At 69.0% G+C, this 13,362-nt stretch carries 9 protein-coding genes; 6 read left to right on the top strand and 3 right to left on the bottom strand.

Annotated elements, in window-relative coordinates; genetic code table 11:
• Positions 1-89: 89 nt before the first annotated feature.
• Positions 90-2,891, bottom strand: coding sequence for a bifunctional [glutamate--ammonia ligase]-adenylyl-L-tyrosine phosphorylase/[glutamate--ammonia-ligase] adenylyltransferase (glnE, locus tag FPJ27_RS22585; RefSeq protein WP_204425851.1), 2,802 nt, complete (start codon positions 2,889-2,891; stop codon positions 90-92).
• A 230-nt stretch (positions 2,892-3,121) separates the two neighbouring features.
• Here glnE and FPJ27_RS22580 point away from each other — a divergent pair, with 230 nt between their 5' ends.
• The 3 genes from FPJ27_RS22580 to tldD all read left to right on the top strand — a co-directional run bounded on the left by FPJ27_RS22580 (position 3,122) and on the right by tldD (position 9,752).
• On the top strand, positions 3,122-7,321 hold the full coding sequence (locus FPJ27_RS22580) for an AsmA-like C-terminal region-containing protein (protein WP_204425849.1): 4,200 nt from the start codon (positions 3,122-3,124) through the stop codon (positions 7,319-7,321).
• A gap of 51 nt (positions 7,322-7,372) precedes the next feature.
• The gene (locus tag FPJ27_RS22575) at positions 7,373-8,200 is read left to right on the top strand and encodes a carbon-nitrogen hydrolase family protein (RefSeq protein WP_034182786.1); all 828 of its coding nucleotides are present in this window, start codon (positions 7,373-7,375) and stop codon (positions 8,198-8,200) included.
• A gap of 85 nt (positions 8,201-8,285) precedes the next feature.
• On the top strand, positions 8,286-9,752 hold the full coding sequence (gene tldD / locus FPJ27_RS22570; protein WP_204425847.1) for a metalloprotease TldD: 1,467 nt from the start codon (positions 8,286-8,288) through the stop codon (positions 9,750-9,752).
• Between the two features lie 110 nt (positions 9,753-9,862).
• Here tldD and FPJ27_RS22565 read toward each other — a convergent pair whose 3' ends face one another.
• The gene (locus FPJ27_RS22565; RefSeq protein WP_177318332.1) at positions 9,863-10,033 is read right to left on the bottom strand and encodes a hypothetical protein; all 171 of its coding nucleotides are present in this window, start codon (positions 10,031-10,033) and stop codon (positions 9,863-9,865) included.
• Positions 10,034-10,149: 116 nt separating this feature from the next.
• On the opposite strand from FPJ27_RS22565, the gene aroG reads away from it, so the two are divergent.
• The 3 genes from aroG to FPJ27_RS22550 all read left to right on the top strand — a co-directional run bounded on the left by aroG (position 10,150) and on the right by FPJ27_RS22550 (position 12,004).
• Complete coding sequence (gene aroG / locus FPJ27_RS22560) at positions 10,150-11,223, top strand: 3-deoxy-7-phosphoheptulonate synthase AroG (protein WP_034182785.1); 1,074 nt, start codon at positions 10,150-10,152, stop codon at positions 11,221-11,223.
• 125 nt (positions 11,224-11,348) lie between these two features.
• Entirely contained in the window at positions 11,349-11,618 is a 270-nt protein-coding gene (locus FPJ27_RS22555) for a type II toxin-antitoxin system Phd/YefM family antitoxin (RefSeq protein WP_072436275.1), read from the top strand.
• On the top strand, positions 11,615-12,004 hold the full coding sequence (locus FPJ27_RS22550; RefSeq protein WP_072436276.1) for a type II toxin-antitoxin system VapC family toxin: 390 nt from the start codon (positions 11,615-11,617) through the stop codon (positions 12,002-12,004). Before FPJ27_RS22555 ends, FPJ27_RS22550 begins: the two co-directional genes overlap by 4 nt.
• An 84-nt stretch (positions 12,005-12,088) precedes the next feature.
• Here the strand turns inward: FPJ27_RS22550 and hmpA are convergent, their stop codons facing one another.
• Positions 12,089-13,297: an NO-inducible flavohemoprotein gene (gene hmpA, locus FPJ27_RS22545; protein ID WP_204425844.1), complete on the bottom strand. Its 1,209-nt coding sequence runs from the start codon at positions 13,295-13,297 to the stop codon at positions 12,089-12,091.
• Positions 13,298-13,362: the final 65 nt, after the last annotated feature.

Here is a 13,362-nt window from a genome sequence, read left to right as displayed (position 1 = left end):
GTCCCGTCCACGCCGAACGGGCTCGCACCGTTCGGCTTTCACGGCAAAACGCCTGCGGACGAAGCGCCCGCAACCCGCCCCGCCTTCGTTCAAACGCCCGTTTCGACCGCCCCGAACACCCGCGTCCACAGCGCCGTCACGGCCGCCCGCTCGTCGGCCACCACGGCCGGATCGACGCGCGCCTTCTCCATCCCGTCGAGTCGCAGCTTGTGCTGCAGCTTCCGGTACTTGCGGTAGGCCGCGCCGACGCGTTCGGCCTCGTCCTCGCCCATCAGCCCGAAGCGCGCGACCTCGCGCAGCAGCGCGATGTTGCCCGTGTTGCGGATCAGCTCGGCGTCGCTCGACGCGTGCAGCAGCACCCAGTACTGGACGATGAACTCGATGTCGACCATCCCGCCGCGATCGTGCTTCAGGTCGAACAACTCGGTCTGGTTCGGGTGGCCGGCAAACACCTTGCCGCGCATGTCGACGATCTCCTTCGCGAGCACGCCGCCGTCGCGCGGCGTCGTCAGCACCTGCTGGCGGATCGCCTCGAAGTCCGCGCCGATCTGCGCGTCGCCCGCGCTGTAGCGAGCGCGCGTCAGCGCCTGGTGCTCCCATACCCACGCGGTATTCGCGGCGTCGCCCTCGCGCAGCTGGTAGCGGCGGAACGCGTCGAGATCAGTGACGAGCAGCCCGGCCTCGCCGTTCGGCCGCAGCCGCAGGTCGATGTCGAACAGCGCACCCGCGCCGGTCGCCGTCGTGAGCCACGTGATGAGCCGCCGCGTGAAGGTCGTGTAGACGTCCGCCGAGCGCTCGTCGGGGTCGTCGTACAGGAAGATCAGGTCGAGATCCGATGCGTAGCCGAGCTCCTTGCCGCCCAGCTTGCCGTACGCGATCACCGCGAATTTCGGCACGTCGCGATGGCGCTTCGCGAGCTGCGACCAGACGACTTCGATCGTCACGTCGAGCACCGCGTCGGCCAGCTCGGACAGCCGGTCGCTCACATGCTCGACCGACAGCTGCCCGGCAAGATCGATCAGCAGGATCCGGAACACCTCCGCATGCTGCGCGTGCCGCAGCAGGTCCATCTGTTGCTCGGGGCCGTCGGCCGCCGCGAGGCGCGCGCGCAGCGCGTCCTTGAACGAGGGCCAGTCGAACGGGCTCGCGATCGCCTCGTCGTCGAGCAGTTCGTCGAGCAGTTGCGGGTGGCGGATCAGGTAACCGCCGCCCCAGCGCGTCGCGCCGAGCACCGACAGCACGCGGTCGAGCGCGGCCGGATATTCGGTCAGCAACGCGAGATAGACGCCGCGCCGGCTGACCGTCTCGAGCAGGTCGAACAGGCGCACGATCGTGTCGTCACGGCGCGCGGCGTCGATCCGCGGCGCCGCCTCCAGCGCGCGTTGGGCGACGCGGTCGAAGCGGTGCCGGCTCTTTTCCGGCAGGCCCGTGTAGCGCGACGATTGCCAGACCGCGCGCAGCCGCGCGAGCACCGCCGCCGGATCGGCGAAGCCGAGGCCGTCGAGGCGGGCCGCGAGCGCGTCGTCCTCGCCGTCGTCGGCGAGCGCGCCGCTCCAGATCCACGCGGCGGCCGTCTCTTCGCCTGCGCCGCAGGGCGCGCCGTTCACCTTGTCGGCGAAGATCTGGTCGAACTGAGCCTCGACGAAGTTCCGGTGTTCGTCCAGCACCGTCATCAGCGCCGCATAGTCGGCAAAGCCGAGCGACGCGGCCAATGCCGCGCGCTCGTCGGGCTCGACCGGCATCGCGTGCGTCTGCGCGTCGTTGCGGTACTGCAGCCGGTGCTCGAGCGTACGCAGGAATTGGTAAGCGTCGGTCAGGCGTGCGCACACGTCCTCGCCGATCAGCCCGCGCGCCTGCGCATGGCGCAGCACCGCGAGCGTCGGCCGCACGCGGAATTCCGCATCCTGGCCGCCGCGGATCAGCTGGAACACCTGCGCGCTGAACTCGATCTCGCGAATCCCGCCGCGGCCGAGCTTGATGTCGTCGGCCTTGTCGGGGCGCATCGACGCACGGCGCGCGGCTTCCTGCCGAATCTGCTGGTGCAGCGAACGGATCGCGCCGATCACGCCGAAATCGAGATAGCGGCGGTACACGAACGGCTTGACGATCGACTCGAGCTGCGACTCCAGCCGCCGCGCCGCATCGCTGCCCCCTTCCGACACGAGCCGCCCCTTGATCCACGCATAGCGCTCCCACTCGCGCCCCTGCACGTAGAAATATTCCTCGAGCATCCCGATGCTGCACACGAGCGGCCCCGAATCGCCGTTCGGGCGCAGCCGCATGTCGACGCGAAACACGTAGCCGTCGGCGGTGACCTCGGACAGCACGCCGATCAGGCGCCGGCCGAGCCGCGTGAAGTATTCCTGCGTGGACAGCGGCGCGCGCGCGCCGCCAGTCGTCTCGCCGTCGTCCTCGTACACGAAGATCAGGTCGATGTCCGACGACACATTCAGCTCGCGGCCGCCGAGCTTGCCCATCCCGACCACGCCGAGCGCGACGCGCTGGCCGTCGGCGCCGCGCGGCTCGCCGTACTGCGCCTCGAGTTCGGCCGACAGCAGCGCCAGCGAGCGCTGCACGGCCACCTCGGCGAGATCGGTCATCGCGGACGTCACCTCGGCGACGTCCGCCAGCCCGCGCAGGTCGCGCTCCGCGACCGCGCCGAACGCCTCCGCGCGCAGTTGCCGCAGCGCGCGCTTCAGTTGCTCCTCGGACGGCGCGGCCGCGCCGTCCGGCATCGCGAGCAGTTCGGTGAGGCGCGCATCGAGCTGCGCGCGGGCGAGCGGCGCGGCGGCCCACGCGGCGACCTGCTCGGCCAGCGCGGGCCGCGCGGCGGCCGCGCGCGCGATATAACGGGAATAGGACGTGCTGATCAGGGCGGAAGCGTCGGTCATCGAGAAGCGGGCCTGGCGGTAAGGCCGGCCGGCGCGGGCAAACGCGTGCGCGCCCCGCTGCCGGCCGGCCCCTTGGACTCGGCGCGGCATCGCGGGACGCGCGTGCGTCCGCCGCGAAACCGCGCGCCGGAAAGCCCGTGCCGTGCGGCCGCAACGGCCGCCGGCACGAACCCATGTGATACATTTCAACGTCAATCTGCAAAACTACCATATCGCCGCCCGTCCGCCGCATGTCCGACCGTCAGGAATCCGCCGTAGCTGCGCCCGAAGCGGGACCTCCGAAGCACGATCATCCGGTCCTGCGTCGCGTGTTCAAGGTGACGCTGGCAGTCGGGATCGGCACTTACTTCGTTGCGGCCGGCGCGTTCCTGGGGCTGCGCTACGTGCTGCTGCCCCGCATCGACGAATTCCGCCCGCGCATCGAGCGCGTCGTGTCCGACAAGCTCCACACGCAGCTTTCGATCGGCAAGCTTTCCCCGAACTGGTCCGGCATGCAGCCGGGCGTCGAACTCACGAACCTGACGATCCGCGGCCGCGACGGCAAGGTCGCGCTGTCGGTGCCGCACGCGACGGCCGCGCTGTCGTGGATGTCGCTGCTGCGGCTGTCGCCCGCGCTGTCGAGCCTGATCGTCGACCAGCCCGACCTCGTCGTCGCGCGCGCGGCCGACGGCTCGCTGAGCGTCGCGGGCGTCGGCGTGGCGACCACCCACGGCGGCAGCGACACGTTCGGCACGTGGCTGCTGAGGCAGGAAGCAATCGTGCTGCGCGGCGGCACGCTGCGCTGGCGCGACGCGCAGCACGACGCGCCGGAGCTCGTGCTGTCGGGCATCCGGATCGCGGTGCTCAACGACGGTCGCGTACACAAGGCCGCGCTGCAGGCGCCCGCGAACGGCACGCTGCTGCTCGGCCCGCTCGATTTCCGCGCGCGCTTCACGCACAAGGCACTCGCGCCGGTCGGCAAGCCGTCGAACTGGACCGGCGACGCTTACTTGTCGACAGGCCCCGTCGACCTGCAGACGCTCGCCCGCTACCTCGACATACCGCTCATGATCCACGCGGGCCGGATCGACAACGCGATCTGGGCGACCTTCAGCGACGGCCACCTGCGCTCGGCGGGCGGCGACCTGCAGGGTGCCGACGTCGCGCTGCGCGTGCGTCCGACGCAGCCGCGGCTCGACGTGCCGACGGTCGGCTTCGGCTGGGACATGGTGCTCGATGCCGGTCACGACTACACGCTGCACCTGACGCGCTTCAACGCGGAACTCGGCCAGCCGCCGCTGCCGGACGGCACGCCGCTCGCCCGCTCGCTCGCGCTGTCGACGCTGACGGCCCGCTACCGCGTGCCGACGGCCAGCCAGGGGCAACTGATCAGCGTCGTCGGCGACCGCGTCGATCTCGGCATCCTCAGCGAGTTCATCCGCGGGCTGCCGCTGCCGGCGCACCTGCGCAACGAACTGATCAAGATCGACCCGCGCGGGATGGTGTCGAACTATCACATCGAGGTCGAGCGCGCGAAACCCGCGCGGGCCGAGCTCGCCGACGAGGAGCGGCGCACCGGCGCCGCGCCGATCGTCCGCTACCGCTTCCTCGGCGACCTGCAAGGCATCAGCTTCGCCGCGCAGGAGCCGCCGCCGGGCCTGTCGCCGCGCGGCCACCCGCGTGCCGGCTGGCCGGGCGTCGAGAACCTGTGGGGCCGCGTCGATGCGAACGAGACGGGCGGCGCCGCGCACTTCGACACGGTCAACGCGGCCGTCACGGTGCCCGGCGAGTTCGACGAGCCGCGCCTGACGTTCGACCGGCTGCGCGGCAACGCCAAATGGGTGATCACGCCCGCGCCCGGCGACAAGCACGCGCGCGTCGACGTGACGCTGCCCGACCTGCTCGTCTCGAACCCCGATGCGGAAATCGCGGTGTCGGGCTCGTACACGAACCCCGGCCACGGCCGCGGCTCGCTCGACCTGCGCGCCGATTTCGCCCGCGCGTCGGTGGCGCGCATTCCGCGCTACCTGCCGACCGGGATGTCCGAGCACCTGCGCGACTATCTCGGCCATGCGCTGCAGGACGGCAAGGTGACCAAGGGCGCATCGATCGTCGCCCGCGGCCCGCTCGAGAAATTCCCGTTCGAACACGAGCCGGACGCCGGCGTGTTCCACATCGTCGCGCCGTTCACCGGCGGCCGCTTCGAACCGACGCCGTACCCGCCGCGCAAGCTCGCGAACGGCACGCCGAGCGTCTGGCCGGCGCTCGACGGGATCGACGGCGTGTTCGAGCTCGCGCAGAACAAGCTGCGCTTCGACATCGACCGCGCGCACTACAAGCGCGTCGCGCTGACGAAGGTCGCGGGCCGCATCGACGATCTCGGCCGCCCGGCCGATTCGCCGCTCGTGATCGAAGGCCATGCGAACGGCCCGCTCGCCGACCTGCTCGACTACGCGGACAACAGCTCGCTCGGCGCGATGAGCGGCCATGTGGCGCAGCGGCTCGACGCGCAGGGCCCCGCGGCGCTGTCGCTCAAGCTGACGATTCCGCAGCGCATCGCACACAAGCACACGGCCATCGAAGGCGCGCTCGCGTTCGGCGGAAACACGCTGTCGGCCGACGGCGTGCCGCCGCTGTCCGCGCTGCGCGGCCAGGTCCGCTTCACCGATGCCGGCGCGTCGCTGCACGACCTGTCGGGCCGATTCCTCGGCGGTCCGGTACATGCGAACGGCAACTTCCGGTCGCACGGCCCGTACGCGGTGGACGTCGACGGCCGGCTCGCGCTCGACGCCGCGCGCGGGCTGAACCTGCACGGCGCGGCCGCGGCGCTGCTCGAACATGTGATCGGCGACGCGCCGTACAAGGTCGCCGTGCGCGGCGTGCCGGGCCGCCTGCCCGACGTCGCCGCGCGCTCCGACCTGACCGGCGTCGCGCTGGACTTCCCGGCGCCGTTCGCGAAAGCGGCCGGCACGCCGATGCCGTTCAGCTTCACGCTGCAGCCGGCGCCGCAGGCGGACGGCAGGCGCCTCGAACACGCCGACCTGACGCTCGGCCCCGTGTCCGCGACCTACCTGCTCGACGCGACGCGCGGCCAGCCGCTGCGCGCGGTGCGCGGCGCGATGGGCATCCACCGGATGCCCGACATGCCGCAGGACGGCGTGAGCGCGGCCGTCGACGTCGACGAACTCGATGCCGACGCGTGGCTCGCGCTCGCCCGCACGCTGAAGCCCGACACGCCGCGCGCGCCGGAGCCGCAGGCCGCGCCGCGCGTCGATCTCGCGAGCTTCGCGCCGAAGCGCTTCGCGTTCCACTTCGGCACGCTGAAGCTGCTCAAGCGCAACTGGGAAAACGTGATCGTCGGTGCATCGCACGTCGACGAGCTATGGCAGGCGAACATCGCGTCGAACCAGGTATCGGGCTACCTGTCGTGGGCGCCGGGCGGCGGCCACAACGGCGCGGGCGTACTGAACGCACGGCTCGCGAAACTCGTGATTCCGGACAGCGCGCAGCACGACCTCGTCGGCCGCGCGATGAACCTGCCGACGCCGACCGACCGCCCGATACCGTCGATCGACCTGATCGTCGACCAGGTCGTCGCGCGCGCCCACGACATCGGCCGCCTCGTCGTCAACGCGCGCAACATCGACGAAGACGGCACGCCCGTGTGGCAGCTCGACAAGCTGGAACTGTCGAATCCGGCCGCGAAGCTGACGGCGACCGGCAACTGGCGCACGTCGCGCCGCGCGCTCGCCGGCGGCGCCGACGAAAACGATGCGCCGCGCCGCACCGTGTTCGACTTCAAGCTCGACATCGACAACGCGGGCGCGCTGCTCGACCGCGTCGGCCTGCCGCGCACGCTCGCGGACGGACACGGCACGGTAACGGGCAAGGTCGGCTGGCGCGGCGGCCCGACCGCGGTCGACTTCCCGTCGCTCGGCGGCCAGGTCGCGCTCGACCTCGAGCACGGGCAGATCCTGAAGGTCGATCCGGGTGCGGCGAAGCTGCTCGGCGTGCTGAGCCTGCAGAGCCTCGCGCGCTTCCTGACGCTGAATTTCCGCGACGTGGTCGGCAAGGGGCTGCCGTTCGACAAGATCACGGGCACCGGGCGGATCTCTAACGGGATCGCGCGCACCGACGACTTCTCGATGACGACGGGGCCCGCGAACGTGACGGTGCGCGGCGCGGTCGACCTCGGCGCCGAAACGCAGGACCTGCACGCGCACGTCGCACCGAAGATCGGCGCCGGCACGGCGGCGATCGCAGCCGCGATCGTCAATCCGCTGCTCGGCGTCGGCGTGCTGGCCGCGAACTACGCGCTGTCGGAGACGCTGTCGCGCGCGTTCGCGCTCGACTACGCGATCACGGGCTCGTGGGCGCACCCGCACATCGAGCGGGTGCGGGGCGATCAGGGTAAGATGAATCACGGTCCGGCCGATGCAACGAACCACTGAGTTCCGCGCGCTGTCGGGCCGCACCCCATTTATGACGCAACCGATCCCGCGATGACCGACCACACCCGTTCCGCCACGCCCTTTCGGGTCGCCGCGCTGCAGATGGTGAGCACGCCGGACGTCACGCGCAATCTCGCCGAAGCCCGCCGCCTGATCGCGGAAGCGGCCGGCGAAGGCGCGCAGCTCGTGCTGCTGCCCGAGTATTTCTGCTTCATGGGCCACCGCGACACCGACAAGCTCGCGCTCGCCGAACCCTACCAGGACGGCCCGATCCAGCGCTTCCTCGCGGACGCCGCGCGCCGCCACGGCATCTGGGTGATCGGCGGCACGCTGCCGCTTAAGGCGCCGGAGCCCGATCGCGTGCTGAACACGACGCTCGTGTTCGATCCGTCCGGCAACGAGGCCGCGCGCTACGACAAGATCCACCTGTTCAACTTCGAGAAAGGCGACGAGTCGTTCGACGAGGCGCGCACGATCCGCGCGGGCGATACGGTCGTCGCGTTCGACGCGCCGTTCGGGCGGGTCGGCCTGTCGGTCTGTTACGATCTGCGCTTTCCGGAGCTGTATCGCAGGATGGGCGACTGCGCGATGATCGTCGTACCGTCGGCGTTTACGTATACGACGGGCCGCGCGCACTGGGAAACGCTGCTGCGCGCGCGGGCCGTCGAGAACCAGTGCTACGTGCTCGCGGCCGCTCAGGGCGGCAAGCACGAGAACGGCCGGCGCACCTGGGGCCACAGCATGCTGATCGACCCGTGGGGCGAAGTCGTCGCGGTCCGCGACGTGGGCGCAAGCGTCGTGCTCGGCGCGATCGATCCACAGCGCATCGCCGACGTGCGCCAGAGCCTGCCCGCGTGGCGGCACCGCGTGCTGACCTGAATCCGCCGCACCGCTTGAAACGCCGCGCGGCCCACCCATCTGCCCAGAAGCACCCGACAACTTTTTGAGAAACCCCGATATCCGCATGAACATCATCGAACCCGGCATCCGCAACCTCGCGCTGGCGAAGGACATCCTGCTCACGCCGTACGGCCTCGACGAAAGCCTGCTCACGCGCACGATCGCCGACATCTTCACGCATCGCGTCGACTACGCGGACCTGTACTTCCAGGCGACCCGCAGCGAAGCGTGGAGCCTCGAGGAAGGCATCGTCAAGTCGGGCAGCTTCAGCATCGACCAGGGCGTCGGCGTGCGCGCGGTCGCGGGCGACCGCACCGCGTTCGCGTATTCCGACGACCTGTCGCCGGAAGCGATCGCGCAGGCGGCCGCGGCCACCAAGGCGATCGCGGCGGCCGGCGGCGGCCGGCAGAAGATCAAGGCGGCGACGTCGCTGAAGGGCATTTCGGGCCGCGACCTGTACCTGCCGTCCGACCCGCTCGCGTCGCTCGACGCGACGGCCAAGGTCAAGCTGCTCGAGCGCATCGAGCAGATGGCGCGCGGGCGCGACCCGCGCGTCACGCAGGTGATGGCGGGCCTCGCCGGCGAATACGACGTCGTGCTCGTCGCACGCAGCGACGGCGCACTCGCGGCCGACATCCGCCCGCTCGTGCGCGTGTCGGTCACGGTGATCGCCGAACAGAACGGCCGCCGCGAGATCGGCTCCGGCGGCGGCGGCGGCCGCTTCGACTACGGCTACTTCACCGATGAAGTGCTGTCGCGTTACGTCGACGACGCCGTGCACGCGGCACTCGTGAACCTCGACGCCCGCCCCGCGCCGGCCGGCGCGATGACGGTCGTGCTCGGGCCGGGCTGGCCGGGCGTGCTGCTGCACGAGGCGATCGGCCACGGCCTCGAGGGCGACTTCAACCGCAAGGGCTCGTCGGCATTCGCGGGCCGGATCGGCGAGCAGGTCGCCGCGAAGGGCGTGACCGTCGTCGACGACGGCACGCTGCCGAACCGCCGTGGCTCGCTGAACATCGACGACGAAGGCAACCCGACGCAGTGCACGACGCTGATCGAGGACGGCATCCTGAAGGGCTACATCCAGGACACGCTGAATGCGCGCCTGATGAAGATGCCGGTCACGGGCAATGCGCGGCGCGAGTCGTACGCAGCGCTGCCGATGCCGCGCATGACGAACACGTACATGCTGAACGGCGACAAGGATCCGCAGGAAATCATCGCGTCGGTGAAGAGCGGCCTGTACGCGGTGAACTTCGGCGGCGGCCAGGTCGACATCACGAACGGCAAGTTCGTGTTCTCGGCGTCCGAGGCGTACATGATCGAGAACGGCAAGATCACCTACCCGGTGAAGGGCGCGACGCTGATCGGCAGCGGCCCCGAATCGCTGAAGTACGTGAGCATGATCGGCAACGACATGTCGCTCGACACGGGCGTCGGCGTGTGCGGCAAGGAAGGCCAGAGCGTGCCGGTCGGCGTCGGCCAGCCGACCCTGCGGATCGACAAGATGACCGTCGGCGGTACGGCATAACCGCATCGCGGCGCAGACAATCCGCGTATTTTGAAGAGAACGCGCGGATTGTCCGCATTTTCGACGCCTCCCGGTTGCCAGCCGCCCGGCGACGGGGTATAAATTCCGAATCAACTTTTTTGACGAACCGAATCTCCGTCATGTCCGCCAAGTTTTATTTTTACTTTTTTTGGCATCTCAGACCGCTGGCGGATCGAGAGGGTTGATGGCGCGTAAAGCGCAACCGAAATTCCCGAAAAAACCGCCGGCGAACCCGGCGGTTTTTTTTCGCCCTTCGCCACCCGGTCGCCGCCGCAGCGGTCTCGCGGCCCCGACCGAAACCACTGAATCGCTTGAATTGATGAATCTGCCGCACGCACACTGACCGAACGGCGCCCGCAAAATTAGGAGAAACAGCATGCCCCCGCACAATACCGACGACGTCCGCATTCGCGAACTCAAGGAACTGACGCCGCCCGCCCACCTGATCCGCGAATTCGCGTGCTCCGAAGCCGCGTCCGAGCTGATCTACAACTCGCGCCAGTCGATGCACCGCATCCTGCACGGGATGGACGACCGGCTGATCGTCGTGATCGGGCCGTGCTCGATCCACGATACGAAGGCGGCGATCGAATACGCGGGCCGGCTCGTGAAGGAGCGCGAGCGCTTCAAGGGCGAACTGGAAATCGTGATGCGCGTGTACTTCGAGAAGCCCCGCACGACGGTCGGCTGGAAGGGGCTCATCAACGATCCGCACCTCGACAACAGCTTCAAGATCAACGAAGGGCTGCGCACCGCGCGCGAGCTGCTGCTGCAGATCAACGAGATGGGGCTGCCGGCCGCGACCGAATACCTCGACATGATCAGCCCGCAGTACATCGCCGACCTGATCTCGTGGGGCGCGATCGGCGCGCGCACGACCGAGTCGCAGGTGCACCGCGAGCTCGCATCGGGGCTGTCGTGCCCGGTCGGTTTCAAGAACGGCACCGACGGCAACGTGAAGATCGCGGTCGACGCGATCAAGGCCGCGTCGCAGCCGCACCATTTCCTGTCGGTGACGAAGGGCGGCCACTCGGCGATCGTGTCGACGGCCGGCAACGAGGACTGCCACGTGATCCTGCGCGGCGGCAAGACGCCGAACTACGACGCGGACAGCGTGAACGCCGCCTGCGCGGACATCGGCAAGGCCGGCCTCGCCGCGCGCCTGATGATCGACGCGAGCCACGCGAACAGCTCGAAGAAGCACGAGAACCAGATCCCGGTGTGCGCGGACATCGGCCGCCAGATCGCGGCGGGCGACGAGCGGATCGTCGGCGTGATGATCGAGTCGCATCTCGTCGAAGGCCGTCAGGACCTGAAGGAAGGCTGCCCGCTGACCTACGGCCAGAGCATCACCGATGCGTGCATTGCGTGGGACGACAGCGTGAAAGTGCTCGAAGGGCTCGCGGAATCGGTCAAGGCGCGGCGCGTGGCGCGCGGCAGCGGCAACTGACAAGCACGAGCAGGCTGAATCGGCACGGCCCCCGCCTGCCGGCAGGCTGGCCATCTGGCCAGCCTGCAGTCGGCGTTCGGCTCTGCTAGACTAGCTAACATTGTCTAGCTAATCAGGAGCCGACCATGCCGACCGTCAACATGCACGATGCCAAGTCACGGCTCTCGAGCCTTGTCGAAGCGCTCGAGCTGGGGCGCGAATCCGAAGTCGTTATCGCTCGCAACGGCCATCCGGTCGCGCGAATCGTCCCCTACGTGGCGCCTAAGCGGATCGGGGCAGCCCGCCAGTTGCTGGCCGGACTGAACATCCCGACCACGGTGGAGGCATTCAACGCCGGCGACGAATCGATCGCCAGCGACTTCGACGCCAGCGCGGAACGAGGGCTCGCACCGTGAAGCTGTTGCTCGATACGCATATCGCGCTCTGGGCTGCCGAAGGCGCTCCCCAATTGTCGCCGACTGCGGTCGCGCTGATCGAAGCTCCCGATAACACGTTGTACGTCAGCGCCGCATCCATCTGGGAAATCGCGATCAAGTACCGCAAGGGCAACCTTCCTGTTCATCCGCGCGACGCACGCTCGGCGTTCCGGCTCGCCGGCTTCGCGGAGTTGCCGATCAGCAGCGATCACGTCGAAGCAGTCGCCGCGCTGCCCGATTTCCCGGACCACGCCGACCCGTTCGATCGCGTGATGGTCGCGCAGGCACTCCACGAAGGCATGCCGCTCGTCAGCGCCGATCCGAAGGTGTGGCGCTACCACGCGACCCTGATGTTGCGCGCCTGACGTCATTCGCGCGGCATCACAAGCGATAAAAAAGCCTGGCTTGCGCCGGGCTTTTTCGTTTGCCGCAGATCATCCTTCAGCGCATCACTCGAGCGCGCCCGAGCCGAAGATTTCGGTATTGATGCGCTCCGGCGCGACGCCGAGCGCGACCAGCGCATCGCGTTGCGCCTTCATGAACGCGATCGGGCCGCAGATGTAGTAGTCGGCGTCCGGCACCAGCGCGAATCCCTTCACGCGTTCCGGCGTGAGCCGCCCTTCGAGGTCATGGTCGATCCCTGCGCGATCGTCCGGGCCGACCAGTTCGTACAGCACCGTGCGCTTGACGTTCGCATGCTCGCGCACCGCATCGTTCAGCCAGTCGCGGAACGCGTGCACCGCGCCTGAACGGCATGCATGGATGAAGCGCACCTCGCGCTTGCTGCCTTCTGCAACCAGCGTCGACGCCATCGACACCATCGGCGTCAGGCCGACGCCGCCCGAGATCAGCACGACCGGCGTATCGACACCGCGCTTCAGCGAGAATTCGCCCATCGGCGCGGTCACTTCGACGATCGCGCCCTGCTCCACGCCGTCGTGCATCAGCGTCGACACCTTGCCGGCCGGGATCGCCTCGGGCCGGCCCGACTCGCGCTTCACCGAGATACGCAGCCACTTGCCGTGCGGCGCGTCGGACAGGCTGTACTGGCGCGGCTGGTCGACGCCGAGATCGCCGACGAAGCGCTTCACCGTGACGTACTGTCCCGGCTCGAAGGTCGGCGCCGCGCCGCCGTCGGCCGGGCTCAGGTAGAACGACGTGATCTCGTCGCTCTCGCGCACCTTGCTCGCCACCTTGAACGGACGGAAGCCGCTCCATGCGGCGCCCGCGTACAGGTCGGCCTCGGCGCCGATCAGGATCTGCGCGAGCTGGCCGTACGCGACGCGCCAGGCTTCGAGCGTGTCGGCATCGACCGCGTCGCCGAGCACTTCGACGATCGACGCGAGCAGGTTCTCGCCGACGATCGGGTAATGCTCGGGACGGATGTTCAGGCTCGCGTGCTTGTGCGCGATGTGCGACACCGCACCGCCGAGCGCGCCGAGATTGTCGATATTCGCCGCATACGCATAAACCGCCTTCGCGAGCGTTTCCGGCTGGCTGCCGGTCTTCTGGTGCGTCTGGTTGAACAGGTTTTTCAGTTCCGGATGGCGCGCGAACATGCGCTGGTAGAAATGCTTCGTGATCGTCGCGCCGTGCACGGCGAGGACAGGGGCAGTGGCCTTCACGCGAGCCATCTGGTCAGCGGTGATCTGGGTCATGTTCGTTCTCCGTTAAACATGCTCATACGATACATGTTTAAAAATCGACTTCACCCGGACAAATT

Origin of the sequence: Burkholderia sp. MS455 (genome assembly GCF_016899445.1) — a bacterium.
GTDB classification, from domain to species: Bacteria; Pseudomonadota; Gammaproteobacteria; order Burkholderiales; family Burkholderiaceae; genus Burkholderia; species Burkholderia pyrrocinia_C.
This window is presented reverse-complemented; position numbering and strand designations above follow the sequence as displayed.

What these genes read in the sequence shown, in the direction of transcription:
- FPJ27_RS22555 (WP_072436275.1), top strand. Translation starts at nt 11,349, where the DNA reads ATGCCGACCGTCAACATGCACGATGCCAAGTCACGGCTCTCGAGCCTT.
- tldD (WP_204425847.1), top strand. Translation starts at nt 8,286, where the DNA reads ATGAACATCATCGAACCCGGCATCCGCAACCTCGCGCTGGCGAAGGAC.
- FPJ27_RS22575 (WP_034182786.1), top strand. Translation starts at nt 7,373, where the DNA reads ATGACCGACCACACCCGTTCCGCCACGCCCTTTCGGGTCGCCGCGCTG.
- glnE (WP_204425851.1), bottom strand. Translation starts at nt 2,891, where the DNA reads ATGACCGACGCTTCCGCCCTGATCAGCACGTCCTATTCCCGTTATATC.
- FPJ27_RS22580 (WP_204425849.1), top strand. Translation starts at nt 3,122, where the DNA reads ATGTCCGACCGTCAGGAATCCGCCGTAGCTGCGCCCGAAGCGGGACCT.
- aroG (WP_034182785.1), top strand. Translation starts at nt 10,150, where the DNA reads ATGCCCCCGCACAATACCGACGACGTCCGCATTCGCGAACTCAAGGAA.
- hmpA (WP_204425844.1), bottom strand. Translation starts at nt 13,297, where the DNA reads ATGACCCAGATCACCGCTGACCAGATGGCTCGCGTGAAGGCCACTGCC.